20 protein-coding genes are annotated in these 25,987 nt (G+C 42.0%); 10 read left to right on the top strand and 10 right to left on the bottom strand.

What is annotated here, in order from left to right; translation table 11 throughout:
* Positions 1-62 precede the first annotated feature (62 nt).
* Positions 63-1,448 (top strand): O-antigen ligase family protein, encoded by a 1,386-nt coding sequence (locus AC623_RS17910; protein WP_049666778.1) that lies wholly within the window; start codon positions 63-65, stop codon positions 1,446-1,448.
* Between the two features lie 211 nt (positions 1,449-1,659).
* Positions 1,660-2,490 carry a YihY/virulence factor BrkB family protein gene (locus AC623_RS17905; RefSeq protein WP_049666776.1) on the top strand — a complete coding sequence of 277 codons (831 nt, stop codon included), beginning with the start codon at positions 1,660-1,662 and terminating at the stop codon, positions 2,488-2,490.
* A gap of 72 nt (positions 2,491-2,562) precedes the next feature.
* Here the strand turns inward: AC623_RS17905 and AC623_RS17900 are convergent, their stop codons facing one another.
* On the bottom strand, positions 2,563-3,552 hold the full coding sequence (locus AC623_RS17900) for an S-layer homology domain-containing protein (RefSeq protein ID WP_049665053.1): 990 nt from the start codon (positions 3,550-3,552) through the stop codon (positions 2,563-2,565).
* A 328-nt stretch (positions 3,553-3,880) separates the two neighbouring features.
* Between AC623_RS17900 and AC623_RS17895 the strand changes: the two genes are divergently transcribed.
* Positions 3,881-6,040, top strand: coding sequence for a 5'-nucleotidase C-terminal domain-containing protein (locus AC623_RS17895; protein WP_049665052.1), 2,160 nt, complete (start codon positions 3,881-3,883; stop codon positions 6,038-6,040).
* 73 nt (positions 6,041-6,113) lie between these two features.
* On the opposite strand, the gene AC623_RS22145 is transcribed toward AC623_RS17895, so the two are convergent.
* Positions 6,114-6,242: a hypothetical protein gene (locus tag AC623_RS22145; protein WP_269429927.1), complete on the bottom strand. Its 129-nt coding sequence runs from the start codon at positions 6,240-6,242 to the stop codon at positions 6,114-6,116.
* Between the two features lie 228 nt (positions 6,243-6,470).
* On the opposite strand from AC623_RS22145, the gene AC623_RS17890 reads away from it, so the two are divergent.
* Positions 6,471-7,841, top strand: a complete 1,371-nt coding sequence (locus AC623_RS17890) for an aspartate kinase (RefSeq protein ID WP_049665049.1) — start codon at positions 6,471-6,473, stop codon at positions 7,839-7,841.
* Between the two features lie 46 nt (positions 7,842-7,887).
* Here AC623_RS17890 and AC623_RS17885 read toward each other — a convergent pair whose 3' ends face one another.
* Positions 7,888-8,166, bottom strand: coding sequence for a late competence development ComFB family protein (locus AC623_RS17885; RefSeq protein ID WP_049665045.1), 279 nt, complete (start codon positions 8,164-8,166; stop codon positions 7,888-7,890).
* 157 nt (positions 8,167-8,323) lie between these two features.
* On the bottom strand, positions 8,324-8,482 hold the full coding sequence (locus AC623_RS21605; protein WP_156187075.1) for a hypothetical protein: 159 nt from the start codon (positions 8,480-8,482) through the stop codon (positions 8,324-8,326).
* Between the two features lie 412 nt (positions 8,483-8,894).
* Here AC623_RS21605 and AC623_RS17880 point away from each other — a divergent pair, with 412 nt between their 5' ends.
* On the top strand, positions 8,895-10,424 hold the full coding sequence (locus tag AC623_RS17880) for a S8 family serine peptidase (protein WP_049665043.1): 1,530 nt from the start codon (positions 8,895-8,897) through the stop codon (positions 10,422-10,424).
* A 106-nt stretch (positions 10,425-10,530) separates the two neighbouring features.
* Here the strand turns inward: AC623_RS17880 and AC623_RS22140 are convergent, their stop codons facing one another.
* Positions 10,531-10,659 (bottom strand): hypothetical protein, encoded by a 129-nt coding sequence (locus tag AC623_RS22140; RefSeq protein ID WP_269429926.1) that lies wholly within the window; start codon positions 10,657-10,659, stop codon positions 10,531-10,533.
* A gap of 186 nt (positions 10,660-10,845) precedes the next feature.
* On the opposite strand from AC623_RS22140, the gene AC623_RS17875 reads away from it, so the two are divergent.
* A complete protein-coding gene (locus AC623_RS17875; protein ID WP_049665041.1) occupies positions 10,846-11,706 on the top strand; it encodes a CvfB family protein in 861 nt (286 codons plus the stop codon).
* A 130-nt stretch (positions 11,707-11,836) separates the two neighbouring features.
* On the opposite strand, the gene uraA is transcribed toward AC623_RS17875, so the two are convergent.
* Together uraA and AC623_RS20830 are read right to left on the bottom strand one after the other, a co-directional pair.
* Positions 11,837-13,111 (bottom strand): uracil permease, encoded by a 1,275-nt coding sequence (uraA, locus tag AC623_RS17870; protein WP_082174470.1) that lies wholly within the window; start codon positions 13,109-13,111, stop codon positions 11,837-11,839.
* A 222-nt stretch (positions 13,112-13,333) separates the two neighbouring features.
* Positions 13,334-14,629, bottom strand: a complete 1,296-nt coding sequence (locus AC623_RS20830; protein WP_053104175.1) for a trypsin-like peptidase domain-containing protein — start codon at positions 14,627-14,629, stop codon at positions 13,334-13,336.
* Between the two features lie 372 nt (positions 14,630-15,001).
* Here AC623_RS20830 and serC point away from each other — a divergent pair, with 372 nt between their 5' ends.
* From serC to AC623_RS17845, 4 genes are all read left to right on the top strand, one after another.
* Positions 15,002-16,087, top strand: coding sequence for a 3-phosphoserine/phosphohydroxythreonine transaminase (serC, locus tag AC623_RS17860; RefSeq protein WP_049665036.1), 1,086 nt, complete (start codon positions 15,002-15,004; stop codon positions 16,085-16,087).
* A 16-nt stretch (positions 16,088-16,103) separates the two neighbouring features.
* On the top strand, positions 16,104-17,279 hold the full coding sequence (locus AC623_RS17855; protein WP_049665035.1) for a phosphoglycerate dehydrogenase: 1,176 nt from the start codon (positions 16,104-16,106) through the stop codon (positions 17,277-17,279).
* 160 nt (positions 17,280-17,439) lie between these two features.
* A complete protein-coding gene (locus AC623_RS17850) occupies positions 17,440-20,934 on the top strand; it encodes a S8 family peptidase (protein WP_049665033.1) in 3,495 nt (1,164 codons plus the stop codon).
* A gap of 90 nt (positions 20,935-21,024) precedes the next feature.
* A complete protein-coding gene (locus tag AC623_RS17845) occupies positions 21,025-22,077 on the top strand; it encodes a flavin-containing monooxygenase (protein ID WP_049665030.1) in 1,053 nt (350 codons plus the stop codon).
* A gap of 98 nt (positions 22,078-22,175) precedes the next feature.
* On the opposite strand, the gene AC623_RS20825 is transcribed toward AC623_RS17845, so the two are convergent.
* The 3 genes from AC623_RS20825 to AC623_RS17830 all read right to left on the bottom strand — a co-directional run bounded on the left by AC623_RS20825 (position 22,176) and on the right by AC623_RS17830 (position 25,836).
* Positions 22,176-23,804, bottom strand: coding sequence for a M14 family metallopeptidase (locus AC623_RS20825; protein WP_053104174.1), 1,629 nt, complete (start codon positions 23,802-23,804; stop codon positions 22,176-22,178).
* 113 nt (positions 23,805-23,917) lie between these two features.
* Positions 23,918-25,150, bottom strand: a complete 1,233-nt coding sequence (locus AC623_RS17835) for an efflux RND transporter periplasmic adaptor subunit (RefSeq protein ID WP_049665028.1) — start codon at positions 25,148-25,150, stop codon at positions 23,918-23,920.
* A 23-nt stretch (positions 25,151-25,173) separates the two neighbouring features.
* Positions 25,174-25,836, bottom strand: a complete 663-nt coding sequence (locus AC623_RS17830) for a hypothetical protein (protein ID WP_049665026.1) — start codon at positions 25,834-25,836, stop codon at positions 25,174-25,176.
* Between the last annotated feature and the right edge of the window lie 151 nt (positions 25,837-25,987).

Below are 25,987 nucleotides of genomic sequence, written 5' to 3'. Positions count from 1 at the left end.
TTTTTATTGTTGTTAAGCGTTTATATAAAAAGGAAATTGAAAGAGAAGAGGAACGAATCAACATGCTGAATCGAAAGACATTTTTACTGCTGCTTGTATTTTTGGTTTTGCAGCCGGTCATTGATGTAATGACCACGGCATCTCTCATGATTTTAAATGTAAATCTTACAGTTGGTGTTATCGTCCGCGTTCTATATATGGCGGCGATTTTGTTGTTACTGCTCAAATTGGCTTTTTCAAGCCCGCTTGCTAAAAAGTATATTTTTTATTTAATTGGATTAGCTGTGGTAATTGGTATCAACATTGTTGTCAATATGAACTTAAAAGATCCTTATTTTTTATTCAAAGAATTAAAATTCTATAACAAAGTGATTTACTTTCCAATTTTATTCTTAGGTTTTAATATGCTGTATCTGCAGCTGAAAAAAGACCGCTCACCGTTTATGGAGAAAACAACGACATACTTTTTATATTCTTCGCTCATCATTAGTGCCGTGTTTATTGTATCCTTTTTAACTGGCACAAGCTTATCCAATTATTCTCATACAAAAATAGGCTTTACCGGCTGGTTCTTTGCCGGAAATGAAATCGGGGCCATTATGGCTATTATTTTACCAGTGACTGCAGTCTATGCGATCGAAAAAACGGAATCTTTTAAGACTAGCTATTATTGGATTCCCTTCATCCTATTAGCCATCTCCATGCTCTTTCTTGGTACGAAAGTAGGGTACGGAGGAATTGTAATCGTTCTGGCAGCTGCATGTATCTCCCTTTTGATTATTTACTTAACGAAGGGACGGACGAAAAAAACAAGAGTGAATATGTTTGTTTCCCTTATTCTCCTCTTTGCTCTAGCTATTTCAACTCCTTTTACACCTGTTTTTAATAATATGTATGCTCATCTTGGTCTTCTGAACATTGACCTTAGCAAAGAGAAGCCAGAGAAGACAACACCGGATGAATCGGAAGAGGAACCTGAGGATACGCCGGAAGAGCCAAAGATTACGGAAGAACAATTACAAAACCTTGTTTTCAGCAGCAGGGAGAAGTATTTGGCTGATTTCAAGCAGGACTTTTCTGAGGCACCTGTTCTGCAAAAAATGTTCGGAATGGGATTTGCAGGCAACTACGATATGCCTGAGCCGGGGAAAGAACCAAAAATGATAGAGATGGACTTTTATGATCTCTTTTTCTCATTAGGGATTATCGGCTTCTTGTATCTTATCGCACCGCTGTTATATTATGCTGTCCGCTTTATCCTTTATTTTATTACGCATTTAAAAGAAACGTTTACCATTCCGTATGTTATGTATGGAGTTGGTTTCATTTTAGCTCTAGGGATCGGTGCAACAGCAGGACACGTCTTTACCGCACCAGCCGTTTCCATCTATGTAGCTGCGATCATATCAATGCTGATAGTCCATAGCGCTATTGTTGACGACAACTAATTAAGATAAGTATACTTCTTTGAAAATAAAGGAGCGGAGGATAATCCTCCGCTCCTTTATTCTTCTAGAGAAAGTCCTTAATCTTATAGAAGGCTGTTTTCTTATGAATTTGTTTATTCTCGTGTTAATCCACCCTATTTGTAGGACATAATAAGTCAAGAGTGGAGTCTACTCTATAGCAATGGAAAAGCAAAAGCGGGGAGATGAGGATATGCATTTGGTGAAATTCGTATATCGAGTCAGTATTCGTTTTTTTACTGAACAATTCTTTGATCAGGCGGCTCAGACAGCTTATTATTTATTGCTGTCTATTGTGCCTTTTCTTATTTTTATGCTCTCATTAGTAAGTTTTTTTCCAATCCAAGAAGATGACATACTTAGTGTAATACGCCCTTATGCTCCTGCTAATACATATAATCTCATTCATGAAAATGTAGAGACTGTTTTGGAAAAAGGGAAAGGCCAATTAATGTCAATAAGTTTTTTTTCTACGTTTTGGTTGTCTTCCATGGCCATTCAGTCGCTTGTTCGATCGTTAAATGAAGCTTACCGAATTAAACGCAAGCTTCGTTTTTTGCATGGCGTCATACGGGATTTAGGAGTAACGCTCATTTTTATGTTTCTTGTGCCGCTCTCCCTGCTTATTCCACTTGCTGAACGTTTGCTTCATTTGTTGATCTCCACCGAAGTACTCATAACGATTGAAACTGCCGCTCCCTTTCTCGCCACATGGACTGCTATTAAATGGGGACTTGGAACAGTATTTTTATTTGGCTTTTTTATTTTATTTTACAAAATTCTGCCAAGCGGCAAACAAAGAGTACGCTCTGTTATACCAGGTGCCGCTTTCGCCGCAATCAGTTGGCAAGCGATGTCCGTCATCTTCGGTGAGTACGCAAGCGCCGTCAACTACACACGCATTTACGGCCAACTTGCCGGAATCGTTATCCTCACATTGTGGTTTTATCTTACCGCTGTCGTCCTGTTGGTAGGAGGTCTTATTAATGCGGAGAGGAAAGGAGTTAGTCCTCGTTCATCTTAAAGTATTAAACAAAAAGGAGTTGTCTCTAAGTCGAAAAGTCGACGTATGAGACAGCTCCTTTATTTTTAGTGTTTATTTATAGTATTTCCACTGGTGTTCATAATCGAGTAAAGCATTGTTAAGCTCATTCAAGTTAACTTTGTTTTTGATTTCGCTGGCTGAGAAGTAAAACACCACTGCTTTTTTCTGATTAGCCCCGACAGAAATATTTTTGTATTCTCTTGCTTCATTTGATTTAGCAACTAATGTATCACCGATATAAAGAGCATATTTCCCTTTAATGTTAAGGGCTGTTTGACGAGTATTGTTATACATCATTAGATTCATTTTTAAACGGCCGTCTGATAAGTATTGAGCGCTCTGAATATCTACTTGTACGCCTGTGCGGAAGCGCGGCTCAAATACGCGAGCGATGAAGACAGAAAACTCTGTGCGGTTAAGAATCTTATTTGGCATAAAGTAGCCATTGCTGCCTCCCGCAATTCCAGCACTGCCAAGCGTAGTGATATATTTGTAGAACGGATCACTGCTTTTTACATCTTTAAAAGTTACAAGATAAGAATAATCAAATCCGAAGCCCTCTGTAATAATTTTGGCCATATGAGAACGTTTTAATTTACCATTTGGATTGAAGTAATTCGCTTTACTGAATACTCCGTACTTTGTTAAAACGGCAATCTCATTGTACGCCGGGTGAGAAGGCGGTACATCTTTGAATCCCGGATTCGGTGCAGTTTGTTTGTCTACACCTAAAGCTCTTGCTAAAATGATGGCTGCATGATCGCGTTTAATCGGATCATTGATACCAAATTTACCGTTTTTATAACCGGCAATAATCCCTCTCTGCACGAGATAATCGATTTCGTCTTTTGCCCAAAAAGTTTTCGGTACATCGCTAAAGGATGCTGTTGTTGCTGTATTTGCCGCCTTTGCATTGCTGTCAAAAGTGACGGTTCCTTGAGAGCTTCCTTGATCGGCTGCAGCTGACGTTGCACCGACAGATGGTACTACAAGAGCTAGAGACAATAGGGAAGCAGCTAGCCATTTTACTGTTTTTCTCACTTTTTACACCCCATTCTTTTTCTATGTAATCATATACATATTTTAGCAAATTAGTAAAAAACTTAACATGCTCTTTCGTAAAATGAGCGGTTAACACTAGATTTTGAAAGATAGAACTAGAGTAAGGGCTTCATGACAGGGATAAAAGTATGGTTTTAGATAAAAGGTTGATGATTAAAATATAAATTACGACTAATTTCGTGGTCGGATAGTCACAAAATAGAAGTGCGTGTCTAATTTGTTTGCAAGCTTTCCCTTAATAGGTTGCTTTTTTCTTAAAAACTACTAATCTTTTAATATAAGTGTTTTATACAAAGGAGGAGTTATCTTGGGTAAGGAGAAAGCATCGTCTCATAAGTTTCTAGCTTTAGCTGCAGCTGCTGCGATTGTGGTGCCGGCAGTAAGCCCTGCCGCTGTTTCGGCAAAAGAACATTCATTCAAAGATGTGCCCGCTCGTTACACAGAAGCGGTAGCTTATTTAACGAATAACGGCATTACGAAAGGGTTAAGCTCTAGCCAATTTGGTACGAATGCCTCCATTTCTCGCGTGGATGCAGCGATCCAGTTAGCGGCGGCTTTAGGAATCGACCCAAAGGGAACATACAAACATGCAGGTTTCAAAGATGTGCCTAAACGTGGACAGTGGGCGGTCAATGCGTTGGCAGAAAAGGGGATCATATCTGGAAAAGCGGCAGGACTGTTTGGAGCTTATGATGCCATTACCCGCAATGAAACGGCTCGGCTGATTTCCTTAGCCTATAAGCTTACGATTGATGAAACAGTGAAAAAGACGCCATTTACAGATGTCAATGCACAGTGGGCTAAGTATGTTGATGCCCTTGTGAAAAGTGGTGTGACAGAAGGAAAAACGAGCAGCCATTTTGGGGCGGATGATCATTTGCAGCGTGGGGAATGGGCGTTGTTCTTGTACCGGTTAGCTCATCCTGCTGCAAAAGAACTCGACTTAACGATTATGCATACGAATGATACTCATGCCCATATTGAAAATGTCGCTAGAAAAGTAACGGCTATTAAAGAAGTGAGAAAAGCGAAACCGAATAATGTATTGCTAGATGCAGGGGATGTGTTTTCCGGTACGCTTTATTTTAACGAGTATTTAGGCCAAGCTGATTTGAATTTCATGAATCTCGTCGGTTACGATGCGATGACGTTCGGAAATCATGAATTTGATTTAGGAACGAAGCCGCTCGCTAATTTTATCGCGAAAGCAAAGTTTCCATTTGTAAGCGCTAATGTCAATTTTACGAGCGATGAAAATATTAAAGGACTTGTGACAGGCGGAATATCAGCCACACCAAAAAATGGGTCAGTGTATGACGCTATTATTAAAGAAGTCGATGGAGAAAAGATCGGTATTTTCGGTTTAACGACAGCTGAAACAGTCGATATTTCCAGTCCAGGGGCAGGAGTTGCGTTTGAAGATTATTTAGAAAAGTCTAAGAAAACAGTGGCCTCATTGGAGAAGCAGGGTGTTAACAAAATTATCGCTTTAACACATATCGGTTTTAAAGATGGCGGCGGCGACAACGATGTAACGCTTGCGAAAGAAGTAGAGGGGATTGACGTCATCGTCGGCGGCCATTCTCATGACCTGTTGAAAGAGCCGGTATTGGACACAACGGGGAAAGAACCAACAGTCATTGTCCAAGCCAATGAATACAATAAATATCTGGGTACATTAGATGTCAAGTTTGATAAAAGCGGTAAAGTCATTGGGCACGCTGGCAAGTTGATCGAAATTGATGCCAAGGGGGAAGATGGCACTTATATATTGAAGGATGATCCGGAAGCGGCAGAAATTTTAGCGACAGAGTATAAGCCAGCCATTGATGCCAAGAAGAAGACCATCGTTGGTAAAACGGCTGTTGCTTTAAATGGTGAACGCGCTGATGTGCGGACGAAAGAAACAAATCTCGGAAACTTGATTACAGATGGCATGTTGGAAAAAGCGAAAACGATCAATAAAGAGGCTGTTATCGCCGTGCAAAACGGCGGCGGTATTCGCGCTTCCATTAACGAAGGCGATATTACACTCGATGAAGTGCTGACAGTGATGCCATTTGGCAACGCGCTTGCTATTATGAATTTAACAGGGGCAGAAATCCGTGCTGCGCTTGAGAACAGCGTAAAGGAAGTACCAGGACAGTTTGGCGGATTCTTACAAGTATCCGGTTTGAAATTCACGTATGACAGCAGTAAGCCAGTTGGCGAACGGGTACAAACGGCAGAAGTAAAGAAAGAGAACGGATATGCACCGCTTGTTGATACTGAATCATACGTTGTCGCAACGAACACATTTACAGCTAAAGGCGGAGATGGGTACAGCACATTCGGCAAAGCTTACGAAGAAGGCCGCGTCAGCGAACCAGGCTTCGTCGATTGGGAAATGTTCAGAGACTATATCCAAGCAAACCCAAATGCCGCTCCAGAACTGGAAAATCGCATTACAGATATTAATCAGCCATAACAGTAAAAAGCGCCGGTGGGGTTAGTCTCCGGCGCTTTAATGTGTCAGTGTAGTGAGAGGGTCTTATCCTGTATTATTTTCCCATTGTTTTAAGTTGATCCATGAGCTTGCCGCGTGATTTTTCGTTTCGAAGAAGGTAGGCTGCTCCAAGAGCCAGCGCAGTCATTGCGGCTTTACTTCCCGTAGATTTGCTTTTTTTCATTATATGCACTCTCCTTTTGTGAACAATTTTTGCAGTGATTGATGGTGCGCATGTAATAGATATTCCCTGAATTAAGCAAAATAAACAAGTTGGAATGAAGAGGAAATTTATACTTATTGGAGTAAATATCAGATTATTTCTTCTTTTTTCATGCAGACAGTGGTATAATTTTTCAAATAAAACTTTTCCATCATGAAAATCTAACGGTGACTAAGGAGTGAAACGGGAATGAAGGTATGTAAATTTGGGGGGACTTCCGTAGCGAGTGCAACACAGATTAAGAAGGTTGCAGCCATTATTAAAGAAGATGCTACGCGAAAAATTGTAGTAGTTTCCGCCCCAGGTAAACGTTTTGATGACGATATTAAAGTAACCGACCTGCTGATTAGCCTGGCAGAAGCTTCTCTTTCCGGCAAAGATGCAGAAAAAGAGCTGCAGGCGGTCGTAGAGCGGTATGGTGATATAGCAGCTGAGCTTGGTCTTGATCATGAGATTGCTCAAGTAATCGAACAGGATTTACGTGACCGGATCAGCCAAGACAAAGAAAACCGCGATTTGTTTATCGATCAGCTTAAAGCGAGCGGAGAGGACAATAACGCAAAATTAATTGCTGCTTATTTCTCCAGCATTGGGTTAGAGGCAGAGTATGTGAACCCGAAGGATGCTGGCTTAATTGTGAGTGATGAGCCTGGACGAGCCCGTGCTTTACCTGAAGCTTACGAAAACTTGCGGAACCTGCGTGATCGCAAAGGGATTGTTGTATTTCCAGGGTTTTTTGGCTATTCAAAAGATGGTGTCATGATGACATTTGCCCGCGGAGGCTCCGACATTACCGGCTCTATCTTAGCAGCAGCGATCGGCGCAGAGCTGTATGAAAACTTTACAGATGTCGATTCAGTTTTTGCGGCTAATCCAAAGATTGTTGATCAGCCTGTTGAAATCAAGCGGATGACTTACCGAGAAATGCGCGAGCTCTCTTATGCAGGGTTCTCTGTTTTCCATGATGAAGCGTTAATGCCGGCCTTCCAGCATTCTGTGCCAGTTTGCATTAAAAACACGAATAATCCATCTGCAGAAGGTACGATGATTGTGGCAGAACGCGAGTATTCTAACAGCCCAGTAATCGGTATTGCGGCGGATGGCGGATTCTCAACGATCTATGTGAGCAAATATTTGATGAACCGCGAGCTTGGCTTTGGCCGCCGTTTGCTGCAAATCCTTGAAGAAGAAGAGATCTCTTATGAGCACACGCCTTCAGGAATTGATGATTTATCTGTTATTGTTCGCAGTCATCAGCTCTCTCCGGAAAAAGAGGAGCGTATCATTCAAAAATGCCGTGAAGATTTAAAAGTGGATGACGTTCACATTGAGCATCATTTCGCGATGGTCGTGCTTGTTGGTGAAGGCATGAATAATACAAAGGGCTTGACAGCAAGGGCGACAACCGCCATTTCACAAGCTGGAGCAAATATCGAGATGATTAACCAAGGATCCTCTGAGGTTAGCTTAGTGTTTGGCATTAAAGAAGAAGATACGAATAACGTTTTAAGAGCGCTATATAAAGAGTTTTTTAGCACAACGGCTGTGCTGGGAGTGTAAAAAGTTAAAACAAAAAATCCGGCAATAGGCCGGATTTTTTGTTGCGTTATTGTATATGTGAACAGCGTTTATTCGCAGAGACGAGCGCTGCCGCTTGGGCGACAACCGCGACGATATTGGCTTGTTCTTGTCTGTCGATCATATATTTTGCTTTGACTAAGGGCTGCCGGCTGTCATTCACAATATATCTCGGTGTCACTTTATTTAGTGAAAGAGCTAAAATGTCCTCCTGGCATCGTTCGCATTTACAGGAAAGATGCAAGTGATCGAGCTGGTCTGTAATAATTCCTTTGACAACTTCCTCCATTACATTATGAATTGCCATGTTAACTCCCCCATTCCTTCCCAATTATAGCATTTTCTTTTGAAAAATCTAATAGTTAATTAGAGGTGAAGGGAGGGCTCTTGCCAAATTAAAAATAAAAACCCGAAAGGTGCGAGGCACTTTTCGAGTTTATTGTTTACTTGCTTAGTTGTGATGTTTAGCCAGAGATTTTCTCTAGAATACTGTTATGATTCATGCGTACACGGTGTGCATTTTGGTAAGATTTGCGTAGTTGCTGTGTTTCTAATCTTTCTTTAATCTTCGGTAACATGATCGCTACAAGCAATCCATAAGTTAATAATTTCTTTGCGTTCATCTTTCTTCATCTCCGTTCTTAAAAGTTCGTCTAATCCTATTTACCCAACCATCATCAAATAGAAACGTTCGTCCTTCTTGTGCTGTATGTAACTAAGGGGCAACATGCTTAAAAAAAGCGGGTAGAAGCTAGTGAAACCACATTCTTTTTTATTATAACATAAACAAATGGAAATTAAACGAAACTGCCCCTTACCAACACACCTCCATCCGTTTATTTTGGTGAATGTCTTTAACCATATGCATCGGCGTGTTAATAAATATCCTTCTCGTCAGCGTCTAGCATGAAAAGCAATTCACGTACTCTTTTTTCATTTGAAGGGTTTTATTAACAAAAATTACATAGACGCCGAGCTATAAAGAAACTATAATATTTCCGTTAGGGGTCAGCCCTCAAAATAGGAGGAAAAAGAATGAGGATAGGGTTAAGGCTGCAAAAGGCCGCGGTGATAGGCCTAGTTATCATAGGGTCGAGTGCTATGGTTGCTTCGGCTTCAGGAAAAGGTGCGGTCAAAGCGGCGGAGCTGCCGAAACAACAGGTTGAGGAGAAGTTTCAGGGGAGCTATGAAAAAGGGGAGTTGGTTATTCAGTTTGATCATGTGCTGACGAAAGCGGAGCGTCAAGCTCTCTATACGAAGTACGGATTAACTGAAGAAGGTGCTCTGCAAAATGGGCTCTTTGCCAACGTTTCGTTGCAGAGCAGGCAGGAGCTGTCAAACGTAGCAGCTGCGTTAAGGAAAGAAGCGGCTGTGAGGCAGGTAGAGCCGAATTATCAGTTAGAGCGTCAATTTAAGCCAAGTGATCCTTATTATAAAAGTCAGTGGTTTCATTCAAAAATCAATGCGCCAAAAGCATGGGATCGAACACGCGGCAACTCGCAAATTACGGTTGCTGTTATCGATGGAGGGATCGATTCCCGTCATATAGAGTTTAAAAACCGCCTCGTTTATCCTTATAATGCGGTTACTAGCAGTACGGTTTTACCAGTGGATCATCACGGTACACACGTAGCTGGCATTATTGGAGCAGCTATGAATGGTTCGGGTGTGACAGGTGTTGCGCCGGGCGTAAAGTTGATGCCTATTAATGTGTTTGAAGGAGAATATGCCGATAGCTATACGATTACTGAAGCGATTCTCTATGCGGTAGACCAAGGGGCAGACATTCTTAATTTAAGCCTTGGCAGCTATTCTTATACCGGGATTCTGGAGTATGCGGCGAACTATGCAGTGAACAAAGGAGCTATCGTCATTGCAGCTGCGGGAAATGAGGATACTAGTTTGCCGTTTTATCCGGCTGCTCTTTCTAACGTGATCGGGGTTAGTGCTACGAATGCGGCTGATAAAATCACAAGGTTTTCTAACTTTGGCCGCTACATTAACGTGTCAGCACCGGGGCAAGACATTTTGTCAACAATCGCTGGGAACTCATACGGCTATATGGATGGCACTTCTATGGCAGCGCCGGTAGTTTCGGGGACGGCAGCCCTTATTTTATCAAAAAATCCGTTTTTATCTCCCCAGCAGGTGATGCAGATTTTATACAAGTCATCTGTCGATTTAGGAGCAAAATCCTGGGATTCTTTTTACGGGAATGGCCGTATTGATGCGTATAAAGCTCTTGCATTAACACCTGAACCGGTGGGAGCTATTTCACTTAATACAAAGGAATTTAAAGTAACTGGCGGTAACAATCTCAGGGCTAGTCTTGCTGTCAGCGGCAGTATGAGAGGATCTATCTATATAGAAAATGCAGCAGGAAAAAATGTTCGTACCCTTATGAGCGGCGCTGCACCACAAAAGGGTGGCTTTGTCGCTTATTGGAACGGGAAATTAGCGGACGGCTCAACCGCTCCGGCAGGCCGATATTCCATTGTATTTCGAGTAGCTGATCAGCGCCAGTCTTTGAGTAAAAAAGCAGTCATGAATGTGAGTTATAAGTAAAATAACAAAAGAAATGATAGACAAAGTCTATTTTTAAAAATTCAGGTTGATTGAAAATATTTGTCAATAGCCTAAAAAAAGTTCCCAGCGTTTGGCTGGGAACTTTTTATCTTTGAGTCGGCATAACGCGGGCCGCTTTCCGTTTGTCTAGCATCTTTTTAATAAACGGGTAAACGATAGGCCCATATTTTAGCGCTAGTTTGATCAGTGAAGCAAAGCCTCTTTTTTTACTCATCCTGCTTACCACCTTTTTAAAGTGTTTCTTATACCGTTAGTTTCCCTTTTTTCAAATTTATTAAACAAGCCGAGTTAGCGGTGAAGTTTTTTAAAGAAAGAGTACGTCACCAGAAAAGCCTGTTATAATTAAAGCCGAAACGGGAAGATTGTTAATAAATATAAGTGAAAGAAGGATTTACCCTATATGTATAATTTACAAGCTGGCACGATTGTTACATTAGATGTGAAAAATGAAGCGCCCTTTGGCTGGTTTTTAACGGATGGAGAGGAAACGGTTTTGCTTCATCATTCAGAAATAAAAGAGGGGTTTGATCCCGATGAGCCGGTCGAGGTCTTTTTATTTCAAGATCATCAAGGCCGCCTTGCTGCTACGATGACGATGCCGCTCATCACTCAAGATACGTACGGATGGGTAGAAGTAGTCGGAGTACAAGAAAAATTGGGCGTCTTCGTTTCAATCGGCATCACGAAAGATATACTTGTATCAGAGGATGATCTGCCTTTTATGTATTCTGTGCGTCCGATAGTTGGTGATCGCCTTTATTGTACGTTGAAGCTGGACAAGAGAGACCGCTTGTTTGCTAAACCAGCAACAGAAGAAGTGATGGCGGAGCAGTTCACGAAGGCTTCGAAAAAAGACTTTAACAAAGATATTACTGGCATTGTGTACCGAGCAGCAAAGGTTGGCACATTCATTATTACAGCAGAAGGGTACCGTGGATTTGTTCATGAGTCCCAAAGACAAGTCGAGCCGCGCCTTGGCCAAAAGGTGGATGGCCGTATTATTGATGTCAAAGAAGATGGCTCTGTCAATGTGTCCCTCCTTGGCCGTAGGCAGGAAGTCCAGCAGGATGATGCCGAAAAAGTATATGAGTATTTATTGCAGCGAGGCGGCTCTATGCCATATAGCGACAAAAGCTTTCCAGAAGAAATTGAAAAGCGCTTTTCGATGAGCAAAGGTGCTTTCAAACGGGCACTCGGTAAGCTGATGAAAGAAAAGAAAGTCTATCAAGAAGACGGCTGGACGTATCAAGTAAAAGAATAAAGATTACAGGCTGTCGGACTTGATCCGGCAGCCTGTTTTTCTATCCATCCCATCGGTTACTCGCCACAACTTTGATTTTACTGACCACCACGAGCCAAACGACATAAAAAAGCAGCCCTCGGGCTGCTTTTTATTGCTCATAATCATTTGATATTTTGAGTTTATCGATAATTGTAAAGAAGATGCTAACCAAAATGGCAATGACTGTAGCAAGGGCCATTCCTTTTAATTCGAAGTTACCGAACTTCAATGTAGCGCCGCTAAGGCCGATGACGAGCACGACTGTCGTTAAAATCATATTCGTTGCTTTAGAATAATCAACTTTTGATTCAACGAGCATGCGCAGACCTGATACAGCAATACTTCCGAATAGCAAGAGCGAAAGGCCGCCCATAACAGCTGTTGGAATTGTAGAGATCAAGGCTGCCAGTTTTCCTAAGAAAGACAGGATAATCGCCATGACAGCGGCCCCGCCAATGACCCATGTTGAATATACTCTCGTTAAAGCGAGAACACCGATATTCTCTCCGTATGTTGTATTTGGTGTTGAACCGACGAAGCCAGAAAGAACGGTTGAAATCCCGTTGCCTAACAAAGAAGTGCCAAGTCCTGGCTTCTTCATTAAGTCGCGGCCAACGATGTTTTGTGTCACGACTAAGTGGCTAATATGTTCCGCGATAACAACGAGAGAAGCTGGTAAAATAATGGCTATACTTGCCAAGTGGAATTCTGGACGGTAAAAAGTCGGCAGGGCAAACCAATGAGCGTCTCTTACCGGCTGAAAATCAACAAGCCCGTACAAGACTGCAATAATATAGCCTGCCACAATCCCAATAAGAATCGGGATAATTCGTAAAAATCCTCTGAACATCACATTTCCGACAATGGTAATCCCTAGTGTCAGCAGGGAGACAGTAATTACATCTGTATCGGGCGTCCATTTTGCTGGATCGGCATCTCCTGAAGGAATTAATCCTGCCATGCCAGCAGCAACTGGAACAAGTTCAAGTCCGATGACAGCCACGATGGCTCCCATAGCAGCTGGAGGGAAAATGACATCTACCCATTTTGTTCCGGCCACACGAATGATGAGCGCTACTAAAATAAAGATAATACCAGTGGCAATAAAACCGCCGAGTGCTGCCCCATAGCTGTCTGTCGCGAGCACAAAGAGCACCGGTGAAATAAAGGCAAAGCTGGAACCGAGATAAGCCGGTACTTGTCCTTTACATAGAATAAGATAAATTAATGTCCCAATACCATTCATTAACAAAATAGTTGCGGGGTTAACACCGAATAAAATTGGCACGAGTACCGTTGATCCAAACATTGCAAACAAATGCTGTAAACTAAGCGGGATCATCGCCGGAATCGGCGGCCGCTCATCAACCTGATAGGTACGCATAAATACCCTCCCTTTCATAACCACAAATTGTAGCTATTATACAGCAATCAGACGATACTTTTCCATAAAAAATTAAATTAATTTATTAAAAGAATCGGAGCCTCCGTTAGTTCATTGTATGACATAGGAACCATTCCTATGAGTCATTGCTAATAGTAAATACTATTATGAAGCAATAACAAACTCTGTCTCCAGGAAATGATTTTCTGGAGACAGAGCTTGCTAATAAGCTTCGCTGCTTTCTGTCATGATTCCGGCAGCAATTAAATCATTTTCATCTAAAATGCCGTCACCGTTTATATCGGTCGTTAGATCACTGACATCAATGACGCCATCACCATTCATATCGACCACTTCATCGGCCGGTTCACTTGCAGAAGGCGGCTCTGCACTGTCCTCCTCTGTGCTTGTATCTGGGTAGGTTTCGTCCGGGTAAGGAGTGTCAGATGGGTCTGTTTCCTCATATTCTTCGTATTCACCATAGCTGTCATCAATGGAGCTATCGTCTTCATAGGCGGACGGTTCATCGGGAACATCTTCATATTCATAGCCGTCTTCTTCGTTATACTCTCCGCCATCAAAGTAGGCGTCTTCATCCCAGAATTCTTGATAAAAAAGCTCGCCGTTTTCATTGTAGAATAAAGCGTTGATCTCTTCTTCTGTCAGCGGATTTTGAATCCAGCCCTGGACCAGATTGTTTACATCTTTAACGGGAATGCTAAAGCCGATCGCATCTTGTCCCATTTGTTTGGCCGAGTTGATGGCTAGCACTTTTCCGGTTACCTTCGAAACGAGCGGTCCACCGCTGCTCCCGGGAGCGATAGCAGCAGATGTTTGATACACCCCGTCGTAGGAAAAATCGCCGATGTAAAAGCTGCGGTCCACACCGGTAATATGACCAAAGGTAGCTGTGTTTTCGAGTGAAAGCGGGCTGCCGAGCGCGATAACTTCTTCACCGACTTTGGCTTTGCTGCTCTTTTCAAGTGAGAGAGGGGACTGGCCTGCTAAATCAGGCACACGGACAACGGCTACGTCAATCGTATTGGAGTAGCCAATAATTTTCCCCTCGTGTGTATTGCCGTTTTTATCTTTGATGGTTAAAGAGTGAGCGCCTTCTACAACGTGGGCATTCGTCACCACATCGCCTTTTTTATTTACAAGAAAGCCAGAGCCTTGGCCTGTATCGGTAAAAAGCGTGTACACTTTTTTCTGTGTTTCTTCAATGATCTCTGTTAAGGCCTTTTGTTCTTTTTTAGTAACGTTCTTTGGAAAAATCACCGGTTGCTTCGGTGCTTCGGCTGGTTCTTTATTCTTCACTTTTACAGGAGCAATCGCCGTTTGTGACGGTTTGTCAGATTCATAGAACATATACGCAATGACTCCAGCGAAAGCGAAAATACTAATCAAGCAGAGTGTAAATAAAAGCTTCACGAAAGAGAATTTCTTTTTCTTCGATCCGCAGCCAGGACAAAAGCGGGCATGTTCGCCCATATTTGTTCCACAGCGCGAGCAATACATAAGGGCCACCTCCATTATAGTAAAAAAGTAGTGTTTCACCCATTATAAACCAATGTCGCAAAATAGAGCAGACATTCTTGTCAAAAATACGAGAAACAACTCAGTATTTTTCGTAAAAAGCAAAGAAAGCGCTCTCTTTTTTAATTTTATAGAAAACTAAATAAAGCGAACGAATTGATAAAAAAGACAAAAAATGTTCGTAATTTTTTTCGGTCCCTTTAGAAAAGCAATGAAAGCGGTATCAATGAAAAAGTAAGAAGAAAGTTACTGGACCTCCCCTTGATATGTGATCGCGAATAATTTATAATTCATGAATATTATTAATGTATAAATTTTCAGATTTCCAAATTTAAAATGAATGAGGGAGTTCACGTGAAGAGAGTATACAATTTTTCGGCAGGACCTTCGATGTTGCCGCTGCCAGTATTAGAAAAAGCACAAAAAGAATTAGTTAATTATGCAGACTCTGGTATGTCTGTCATGGAGCTAAGTCATCGTTCGGGGTTATTCACGGATATTATTACCGGGGCGGAACAGCTGCTGAGAGATTTAATGAACATTCCAGATAACTACAAAGTACTGTTTGTTCAGGGAGGCGCTTCTCAGCAATTTGCCATGGTGCCGCTAAATTTGCTCACAAACAGTAAAAAAGCAGATTACGTGAATACTGGTTCATGGTCTAAAAAAGCCATTAAGGAAGCAAAGAAATATGGCGATGTTCGTGTTATTGCTTCTTCAGAAGAGGAAAACTTTAGCTATATTCCTGAGATAGACAGCAGCATGATTGATCCGGAAGCCGACTATGTACATATTACAACGAACAATACTATAGAAGGAACGGCTTTCAGAAATATTCCGGATACAGGCGGCGTGCCGCTCGTTGCTGATATGTCTTCTAATATTCTATCAGAAGACATTGACGTATCGAAATTCGGCTTAATTTATGCCGGTGCCCAGAAAAACATTGGACCAGCTGGTTTAACAGTTGTCATTATTAGAGAAGACTTGATCGGAGGCGCACCAGAAAGCTGTCCAACGATGCTAGATTATAAAACACATAGCGAAAGCGGATCTTTATACAATACACCGCCGACTTATGGCATTTATATCGCGAAGCTTGTGTTTGAATGGCTTACAGAGCTTGGCGGCTTAAAGGAAATGGAGAAGATCAATCGTAAAAAAGCAGAACTGCTATACGATTTTCTTGAACAATCGAACATGTTCCGATCTCCAGTTAAAAAGGACAGCCGTTCTATTATGAACATTCCTTTCGTATCACCATCTGCTGAATTGGATGCAGCCTTTGTGAAGGAAGCGAAAGCAGCTGGTCTTGAAACGTTAAAAGGCCACCGTTCTGTTGGGGGAATGCGTGCTAGCATCTATAACGCAATGCCAACTGAAGGGGTCGAAGCACTTATTCAATTTATGAAAGAATTCGAAGAAAAACACGCACAATAAAAGGGGAGACGGACAGTTGTTTACTATTAAAACACTCAATAGCATTGCCGAATGCGGCTTAAATGTTTTTAATAAAGAAAATTTTACAATCGATAATGACAGCCAAAACCCTGATGCCATCGTTTTGCGCAGCTTTAACATGCATGACATGGAAATCGGTGAAAATGTGAAAGCTGTTGCCCGTGCTGGTGCCGGTGTGAATAACATTCCGGTCAGCGACTATACGGAACGCGGCATTGTTGTTTTCAATACACCAGGTGCAAACGCGAACGCGGTAAAAGAGCTTGTGCTCACTACTTTAATTTCTTCTTCTCGTAATGTATTTGCCGGTATCGCTTGGACAAGAGGTCTTGAAGGCCAAGGAGATCAAATTCCAAAGCTTGTAGAAGCGGGCAAAAAGCAATTTGTCGGAAAAGAAATTAAAGGAAAAACGCTTGGTGTTATTGGACTTGGCGCGGTTGGTGCGCTCGTTGCGAACGACGCTCTTGACTTGGATATGGATGTCATCGGTTTTGACCCATTCATTTCTGTCGACACAGCGTGGAGCTTATCTCGTAACGTTCAACGTGCGATGACGATTGAACAGTTGTTTGCGCAAAGTGATTACATTACAGTTCACGTTCCGCTTACCGATACAACGAAAGGCATGTTCAACGCCAATACGTTTGACATCATGAAAGAAGGCGTTCATATTTTGAACTTCTCTCGTGGTGAGCTTGTGAACGAGCAAGATATGGCAGTTGCCCTTGAAAGCGGCAAAGTCGGCAAATATGTAACGGACTTCCCGAATGAGAATGTCTTAAAAATGAAAAACGCGGTGCCAATTCCGCATCTTGGTGCTTCTACGAAAGAATCAGAAGAAAACTGTGCGATTATGGCAGCCCGTCAAGTAAAAGACTATTTAGAGACAGGAAACATTAAAAACTCTGTGAATATGCCAAACGCTTCTCTTCCTTACACTGGAAAGCGTCGTGTGACGGTATACCATCGCAACATTCCAAACATGGTTGGACAGATTACATCTGCTCTATCTGATTACAACTTAAATATCGCAGACATGGTGAACAGAAGCCGTGGCGATTTTGCTTATACAATGATTGACATTGACAATAAAGTGAACGGTGATGTCATTCCCGGATTAGAAGCAAAAATTAGCCAAATTGAAGGCGTTGTAACAATTCGGATTATCTAATAAAAGAAGCTGCAGCCGATTTAATAACGGCTGCAGCTTTTTTGTCTACCATATGGAAAAAATAACCCTTATTTCAAAAAATATATAAAAAACAAACTATTTTTCTTCCTTTTAAGCTATTATTAATTGGGTAAACAAAAAAATTTGGAGGATAACATAAATGAACACGTGGAAAAAGGTGTTGGCCCTCGGTCTCTCTGCTGTCATGGTTTTTCCAACAGCCACCGGCGCAGCCGTGCATAACGACGAATTAAAAGTTTTTAAACAGGCCTCTGAACAGACAGCAGTGACTGACGCTGCTTCCGTGAAAAACAAGGAAGCATATAAAGCCATAAAGGAAATGAATGAATTAGTCGACACGAATACACTCGTTATTAAATACAACAAATCACTCGATAAAAGCATTCACAAAAAAGCGGGGACGGTGCTTGTTCGTTCACTGCCAAAGCTGGGCTACGATGTCGTTCAAGTGCCAAAGTCCAAAAAAGTAAGTGATGTCGTCAAAGTATACCGACAGCAAAAAGGGATTTCTTCTATCACGCCGAGCATAAAGTATAAACAATTTGCTGCTCCACAAGGAGATCCCAAAAAAGATAAAATGTACTATTTGCCGCTTCTGAATATAGATAAAGCACTGAAGCTTTCCGGAAAACACCGAGTAACGGTAGCCGTTGTGGATGGGGGAGTCGATTATAAACATCCCGATTTGAAAGACCAGCTGCTTCCACCCTACAATGCTGCAGACCCGGCCAGCAATCCAATTCGTGATTTACATGGAACACACGTTGCAGGCATCATCGCTGCTAAAGCCAATAACGGCATTGGCGGGCACGGTATTAATCCAAATGCCAAAATTTTGCCTGTGGACGTCTTTAACGGCAAAGCAGCGGCAAATGATTTTACGATTGCAGAAGGAATTTTATACGCCGTTTCTAAAGGGGCAGATGTGATTAATCTGAGCCTTGGCGGCTTTGCTTCCTCACCGCTTGTGGAAGAAGCGATCCGTGAAGCCATTGACAGCGGGGCAGTGGTCGTAGCTGCTGCTGGCAACGAATCGACAGATATGTATTCTTATCCGGCTTCTTATCCTGGCGTTATTAGCGTAGGGAATGTTGACCGCAATAAGAAATTATCGGACAGCTCGAACTTTGGGCCTTCAGTTGATATCGTGGCTCCGGGGGAAGATATTTATAGCACAGCTTATGAGAAGGAAGGCAAAGGTTCCAGTTTTGCCTCATTAACGGGAACATCCATGGCCGCCCCGATGGTAGCTGGTGTTGTTTCTTTGTTGAAGTCAAAGCATCCGGGGTTAACATCCTATGATATTGAGAACATTCTAGAAAAAACAGCAACAGACTTAGGGGCTAAGGGATATGACACCACTTATGCGAACGGATTAGTGAATCCGCTTGCTGCGCTTTCATATGATGTGAAGAAGCTGCCGAAACAGCCGGTATGGACAGGGGAAGCCCTTATCCGTTCTGCAAAGGCGCTAAAGGCAGGCAAGAATACGATCAAGGGCCAGCTCAAGACACCGGGAGAAACGCAGTGGTTTAAAGTGCATTTAAATGAAAACGAGCATGTGCAAACCTCCTTGGAAGCAAGCCGCAATTACGATTATGGGATGGATTTTTACTTTATTCCTGAAGGAGCAGAGGCTGAAGAAGGGATGCTGACGGAGCATAACAAAGGCCGTGCTGGCGAGAAGGAAGGCCACTTATTTACGGCCGAAGAAAAGGGCACCCTCGTTATTGGCATAAAGGATGTGAACGGCAACTATAGTACATCCGGTTTGTCATCCTATACGTTCACAGCTGAAAAAATCAGCGGGTTGAAAGCAGATCGTGATACAGCTGAGAATCCTGTAAACATTCAGTCACTTCCTTATAAAAAAGGGGATTTCACGTTATATCCGCAAGAGGCGGGAATGCCTGATTATGACTATTACAGCATAGCTGTTGATGAAGCAAAAGTACTTTCTGTTTCCTTATCTGCCTTGCCTGGTGTGAATTCCGCCATGAGATTATCTGTTGTAACGGAAGAAGAAGGAACAAGTACAGAAGAAACGATTGCCGAGGCCAATGATCACGGCATCAGCCAAGGAGAATCTCTTTCTTTTAAAGCGGTGCCTGGAGTGAAATATAAGCTCGCCGTCACAAATGAATCTTTTAGCGGTATGGGGGACATAGGGTCTCTTCTCGATTTATTAACGATGAATCCAGGGACATTTGAATTTGCTGATTATGAGGCATCTGCTTATCCATACGAATTAAAAGTAGAAGGAAAGCAGCTTCCTGAAGATGAAGATGGCCTGCCGTTGAAAAAAGATTTAGAGGCTGCGCTCGAAAAGGGTACGATGAATCTAACGGAATATGCAGAAGCAAAAGCCATTGATGCAACAGAGGATACGGATGGCGAAGAGCCAACAGAGGAAGTGGAAGATGAAACAACAAAAGCCATCTTAGCCCAGGCTATTCCTTATAAGTTAGGGAAAGCAATGTCTGGCTACTTCCAAGTAGAAGGAGATGAAGACTATTATTCTTTCACTCCGTCTGAGAATGGAATTTATGAATTTAACATTGATAAGGGCTCAAGTCAGCTGCCTATGTTATCTATTCTACAGCACGATAAGGAAACAGGAGAGTTGATCCCGATTTCAGCCGGAGAAGACGACATTCTTAACATGATCATGATCCTGCTTGGCGGGGCGAAAAATAACAACACGACCATCGCCCTGAAAAAAGGGGAAACGTACATTCTGCGCTTAACGAATCAAATGTACAATATTTCCGCAGATCCATACACGATTCGTTCGAAAAAAGCAACCAATATGCCGCAAGAAGCGGATCAGGATGAAAACAATCCTGAGAAAGCACGTGTCTTAAAAGCTGGACAAGCAGTGAAAAACTATTTTATTTTTCCAGGAGATACCGATTTTTATTATGTTAAAAATACTGGTAAACAAGCGGTTTATCGTTTAACTCTTAATCAAGGAAAATTAACAGCGGCTGAAAAAGCAGCAATTCCATATGACCTTCGTCAGCCAGCTATTTTCTCTGGTGCCCTTATTGAAGATACGAATGGTGATAAGATCATAGATGAGGATGAGCAGTTAAAGTCCATTCCGTTTGGTCCTAATTTGCTGGAACTCTCATTTGAAACGAAAGCCAATCTTTCTTTCGTGGCAAAAGAAGGAACAGGCTACTTTGTGGCAGTTAGTCCATTTTTGGCAGTAAAGCCAAGCCTCCAGCCATATGAAGTAAAGGTTGCAGATATGAAAGATGCATTAAAGGACGGCGATGGCAAAGTGGTTAACCATGTGCCTCAGAAGCCGATTTCCTTGAAGAAGATGGATGGGCATTTAGGCGCCAAAGGTTATATAAATGCCGGTGTTCCGTTCGGTGACGTGGATCATTTTGTTTTAAATGTTGCGAAGACTAAAACATTCTCATTGAAGCTTGAAATGGAGAGCGGACTAGACGGCAAGATTGAAATTTACAACGCAAAAGGCGTACTTGTTCAGAACTTTGATCAATATGGAAGCGGGGACGAGGAATTAGCTATGATCTCACTGAAAAAAGGAAAATATTTTATCGAAATCAGTGAAACAGAAGGCCGGGCTTCCTCACAGCCATATAAACTGACAGTTAAATAGAAAAAAGGTTTGGTAACAAAGGAAACACAAAGTGGTTGGCAGCGACAACTACTTTGTGTTTTTTACAATCTACTTTTGGGAGAATGGGATATGAATCGTTATGATGTCATAGTAGTTGGGGCAGGACAAGCTGGTTTAGCGATGGGGTATTATTTAAAGCAGGCGGGGCTTTCTTTTCTTTTAGTAGATAGCCATCAGAGAATAGGTGATTCGTGGCGGAAGCGCTATAATTCTTTGGTGCTCTTCACGCCTAGAAAATACAGCTCCTTGCCGGGCCTGTTAATGAGCGGTTCGCCTGAAGGCTTTCCGACAAAAGATGAAATCGCTGACTATTTAGAGGAGTATACCGCTCATTTTCATTTGCCTGTACAGCTTGAGACCTTTGTAAAAAAGGTAGAGAAATGTGAAAATCTGTTTGAGATTGAGACGACGCGGGGAACTTTGAAAGCAGGGCAAGTAGTGGTGGCATCAGGTGCCTTTCAAAAGCCATTTATTCCTCCAGTGATCAGTGAAGAGGAGAGAATGCCTTTGCAGCTTCACTCCTCTTCTTATCTTGTCCCTAACCAGCTTTCTGAAGGAGCGGTTTTAGTAGTAGGAGGAGGGAATTCAGGTGCACAAATTGCTGTTGAATTGGCAGCTGATCGGGAGGTTACATTAGCTGTCAATCATCCTTTTAAATTTTTGCCGCTGCGCTTTTTAAGTAAAAGTATTTTTAGTTGGCTGGAATGGGCCGGACTCCTATATGCGGGAATTGATACGAAAAAGGGCGAGTGGTTTAGAAGGCAAAGCGATCCGATCTTTGGAAAGGAATTAAAGAATTTACTTAAAAAAGACAAAGTTACATTAAAGCCAAAAGTCGTTTGCTTAAAAGGAATGGAAGCGACATTTGAGGATGGCAGTATGGCTTCTTTCCCTACTATCATTTGGTCTACAGGCTTTGTGCCCTCTTATGAGTGGATTCAGATACAAGAAGCGATTGACTTAGCAGGCAAGCCGATCCATCAGCGGGGGATTAGTCCGGTGAAGGGCCTATACTTTATTGGCCTTCCTTGGCAATATCAACGCGGCTCTGCGCTAATCTGTGGCGTTGGCCGCGATGCTGCCTACTTGCTATCCCCTATCGTCGAGATGAAGAAAAGATGATAGGGGCGGTTTGTTCATCGCTCAGGTGAAGTTATTCATGTGTGAGCGGTTTTGGTTTAACTGCGAAAGGCTGCCCTGAATAGGAGCAGCCTTTTTGTTTATTTAATCGTTTCATTTGCGAGCATAAGTCCAATTAAGTTATTTTGTTTCCAAATGGAAGAGAAGTAACTGATCGGTACTGGGCCATTGCCAACGTAAGGAGCTACTTCAATGGTGAATCCCGGTTTTTTCTGAGATTGGACGAACCAATCCTTATAACCGCCGCCGCTTGGATTTGGCTGCGGAGAGACGAGGCGATAGCCGGTCTTTTTATTTACTTTTACTGCTAAATTGTAGTCACGTGTTTTCAGAGCGCCTGTTTGTCCGAAATGCCAAAAGACAATTTGGCCGGAGCTATGATAAGAAACGGTCGTTTTGAAGTGATGATTTAATGTGAAATCGTATAACGCTTTCGCTTCTGGCTCACTTAACGGCTTTGGTCCTTTATAATTTTGCGGACTCGGTTTGCCTGGGTTACAGCAGATTGTTGGCCATTTGGCTGGGTATTGCCGGTTCAAATCAACGCCGCGTACATTCGCTTTCCAAGCAGCAAAGCTTGTTTTATTGCCGTTGATCTTTAAGGCTGCAGCCTTGTTTTTAGCACTGCTGGCTCCTTTTTGAACGAGTGCCACTCCATCTGGATTGACCATCGGCACAAAATAAATAGACGTACGGTTAAGGATTTGCCGAGCGGAATATCCATCGATTTTTCCATTTGTTTCGTAAGCGTAAGCGTATTGATCGATCATTTCCATCGTTAAATTGGTAGTGATATGCTCACGGGCATGATGAGAGGCGTTGATCATGATTTCTTCTTTACCAGTGCCGAGCTTCAGAGCATAGAGATTCCGGCCATCCACCGATTTTCCGATTACTTCTAAGGAAGCAATCCCTGGATACCATTGTACGAATTTTTTTAAATCAGCTGTCATTTGTTCATATGAATAGGCAGTAAAAGGATTTACATAATTTCCGCTAAATAAAGTAACATCGCTTTTCTTTACGTAAGCGTTTCTGCCGCCGATGTCTGTAATGTAGTAATCACGGTAGGTGGCAGTGAAGGTAATCATTTCGTTTGACTGAATCTTCGCCATAGAAGTAAGGACGTTGTCTTTACTATAGAAAAGATCGGTCACTTTTTTCGTTATCGCTTTATTTTTATAAGGAGTGCCGGATTGGACACCGCCTGGCAGGGACGTTGTCGTTACAGGAGTAGTTTCTGCTTTTAAAATATAAGCAGGTTGTCCGCTGAAGTTAATTGTTACATAACCAGCTTCTTCACCTGTTTTCAGAAAAGTTTCTCCTTTTAATGCACGGGCAAATTTCGTGAGCTTTCCATTCGTTTTCTTATAAATGGCAGCGTCTACCGTTGTTTCAAAACGGGTCGCCTGCGGATAAACATCCCAATTGCTGACGGCTGTTAAATCGGCTGAAGGGACCCATCCTTGCTGGCCGTTCCAATCGACCTTTGTTTTATCGGCTCCTTCAGCTAGCAGCTTTACATTTGTACCAGCGGGAATAGGAGAGGTTGTTGTGCTATCGTCGTCTGCATTTGTTGCATAGAATTCAGAATCTCGTACCACTTTCATATAGTGCTCTTCGTCAGCTGCAGAAACAGCATTCGTGAAAGGCAAGAGCATAAAGGCAAATAAGAAAATGGTAATGGAGATCCTCTTTTTATTGTTCATTCCTTTTCCTCCATTTTTTTCAATATCATTCATTGATAGTTTAGCAGATTGTTAGGAAAAAAGAAGGGGATAAATAAAAAAAAACAGAGCGATTTTTCGCTCTGTTGCGTGTTTTAAGACAATATTCCCATGAGCAATAATTTAAGCCGTTCTGTTTTGGACATTTGCTGCAGCTGCTGTTTTTGTACGGCTGTATAATCAAGCGGCGTAACAAATCCGCCATGATCGGTTAAGAGCTTTTCGGGATGGGCGACTACTTTTTCGCCAGGCTTTAAGCCGCTCTTAATTTCTTGAATGCCGTCAACGAGCAGTCCTTTTTTAATGTCTCTTTTTTCAATTTGGCCCTTTGCATTTAAGACAAGCACGTATGACTTCTTACCGTCCTTGATTAGAGCAGAAGCTGGAACCGTTACAGCTTGTAATGCCTCTTTTGTGACGACTGTCACGTTCGCTTTCATGCCTGGCAATAATTGATTAGCTGCTTCTTCCATCGTACTTTTGTCGAGCTGTGCAGTGAATGGGTACAGGCTTTTTCTTTTGACGGAAGGTTCTTGTTCTGGGAATTTTTCGATACTGGAGATTTCTCCATGGAAAGTAACGGGCAGAGGATCGACGGAAGCATGAATCATCAATCCTTCATTTACCTTGTTCATTTGCTGTTCGTTAAAGACGCCTTGAACGGCTGCTTCCGGCGAACGAATCGTAATAATTGGATTATCTAACCGAGAATTTAACGTTTTAACAATTCCTTCTCTTTCACTTCTCACGACCAGATTGCTTTTCTTTGACTCAGCTTGTGAAATTAACGTATCGTACTTGCTAATTTCCTCTTGCAATTTAAGCTTTTCTGTTTCCTGGTCAATGATGTCTTTTTCAACAGTTACTTTAGCTGCACTGTCTTTTTCTTTTTTATTGTCTGTCTCATCATCCGCTTCTTTTTCGATCTCATCTAAAATGGAATTTAATTTAGCTATTTGTCCATCGATTAGCTGAATCTGTTTCTCAGTTTGCGTTTTTTCTGCTTTCAGTTCTTCTATCTCTTGTTCAAGACGAGAGGATGAATATTCAAATAGTGGTGTGCCTGCACCGACTTTTTGTCCTTTTTCTACGAGGAATCTGAGAAATGTACCCTCATTTTTATCAAAGTAAATTGGATATTCATCTGCCGGAGTAATGACGCCGGTCGTCTGGAAGGTTTCAACGACATCGTCTTTCGCTGACTGCTTCCATTCCGACAGCCATTGTGATCGGTCAGCTTTGCTGTCTTCTTTAAGAGTTAAATAAAGGTTGCCGGCAACAATCAGCACGCTTGCTGTTAGCCAGACTGATTTCTTTACTCGTTTCATTTATTTCGCCGTCTCCTTCTCTATTAAAATAAGCGGCCAACCTGGATGGATGTAAATAAGGTGGAAAAGAGCCAGAGTGCAAGAGTCACGGCCAAAATTAATAAAAGAACAAAACGCGGACTTTTTTCCGAGCTTTGTGTTAAAAATTTATATTGCAGACTGATGGCCCAAATTTGAAAAAGTGTAATAAAGCTAAAAAAGCTCGTTGCTAATTCATTTTTTGTTGCATACTGAGCAAGTACACCGAGCGAAAAAGGGGAGGAGTCTCTCGGAATAGCGAGCGTCATATTTAATAGAATTAATAAGCAAAATTCAATGAGATAAATGACATAAACAAATGATTGCAAGACAACTAATTTTCGAAAATCTATTTCTAAAAAAATCCAAAATAAAAGCGCAGGCAGGAACAGAATAATAAGTGGATATAGAAAGCCCCAAATGGTGCTCCCGATCATGAACCACATTTTTTGTCCCTGAAATTCCGCGTTGTTTATGTTTGCCAGATGGGCAGAAACGGATTCAGATTGGATGCCTAATAGGCCGCTTAAAAAGTATAAGGCTGTACTCATGATGATTAATAAAGAGATACGGCTCCATAATCCTTTAAATTGTTCCGCATGGTCCAGCTGATAAAAACGATCATTCGGGCGAAACAGCCCTTTAATTAGCTGCACACGATAAATCATCTAACATCCTCCAATGAAGTAATATAAATTGACATCTTTTTTTATTATATACAACTCCCTCCCTTCATACCAATATAATCTAACAGAATTTGATAAAAAATGAGGGGGTTTGAAGGTGTCATAATAGATAACCATCGTAAAACAATGTAAC

Origin of the sequence: Bacillus sp. FJAT-27231 (genome assembly GCF_001183975.1) — a bacterium.
Taxonomy (GTDB): domain Bacteria; phylum Bacillota; class Bacilli; order Bacillales; family Domibacillaceae; genus Pseudobacillus; species Pseudobacillus wudalianchiensis.
Note: the sequence above shows the minus strand (reverse complement) of the source record. Positions and strands in the feature narration are given on the sequence as shown.

Bases quoted from the DNA above. Each gene is read 5' to 3' on its own strand.
- AC623_RS17830 (WP_049665026.1), bottom strand. From the start codon at position 25,836: ATGATTTATCGTGTGCAGCTAATTAAAGGGCTGTTTCGCCCGAATGAT.
- AC623_RS21605 (WP_156187075.1), bottom strand. From the start codon at position 8,482: ATGAACGCAAAGAAATTATTAACTTATGGATTGCTTGTAGCGATCATG.
- AC623_RS17845 (WP_049665030.1), top strand. From the start codon at position 21,025: ATGAATCGTTATGATGTCATAGTAGTTGGGGCAGGACAAGCTGGTTTA.
- AC623_RS22145 (WP_269429927.1), bottom strand. From the start codon at position 6,242: ATGAAAAAAAGCAAATCTACGGGAAGTAAAGCCGCAATGACTGCGCTG.
- AC623_RS22140 (WP_269429926.1), bottom strand. From the start codon at position 10,659: ATGAGTAAAAAAAGAGGCTTTGCTTCACTGATCAAACTAGCGCTAAAA.
- AC623_RS17885 (WP_049665045.1), bottom strand. From the start codon at position 8,166: ATGGCAATTCATAATGTAATGGAGGAAGTTGTCAAAGGAATTATTACA.
- AC623_RS17835 (WP_049665028.1), bottom strand. From the start codon at position 25,150: ATGAAACGAGTAAAGAAATCAGTCTGGCTAACAGCAAGCGTGCTGATT.
- AC623_RS20830 (WP_053104175.1), bottom strand. From the start codon at position 14,629: ATGTATTGCTCGCGCTGTGGAACAAATATGGGCGAACATGCCCGCTTT.
- AC623_RS17890 (WP_049665049.1), top strand. From the start codon at position 6,471: ATGAAGGTATGTAAATTTGGGGGGACTTCCGTAGCGAGTGCAACACAG.
- AC623_RS17850 (WP_049665033.1), top strand. From the start codon at position 17,440: ATGAACACGTGGAAAAAGGTGTTGGCCCTCGGTCTCTCTGCTGTCATG.
- AC623_RS17905 (WP_049666776.1), top strand. From the start codon at position 1,660: ATGCATTTGGTGAAATTCGTATATCGAGTCAGTATTCGTTTTTTTACT.
- AC623_RS17910 (WP_049666778.1), top strand. From the start codon at position 63: ATGCTGAATCGAAAGACATTTTTACTGCTGCTTGTATTTTTGGTTTTG.
- uraA (WP_082174470.1), bottom strand. From the start codon at position 13,111: ATGCGTACCTATCAGGTTGATGAGCGGCCGCCGATTCCGGCGATGATC.
- AC623_RS17875 (WP_049665041.1), top strand. From the start codon at position 10,846: ATGTATAATTTACAAGCTGGCACGATTGTTACATTAGATGTGAAAAAT.
- AC623_RS17880 (WP_049665043.1), top strand. From the start codon at position 8,895: ATGAGGATAGGGTTAAGGCTGCAAAAGGCCGCGGTGATAGGCCTAGTT.
- AC623_RS20825 (WP_053104174.1), bottom strand. From the start codon at position 23,804: ATGAACAATAAAAAGAGGATCTCCATTACCATTTTCTTATTTGCCTTT.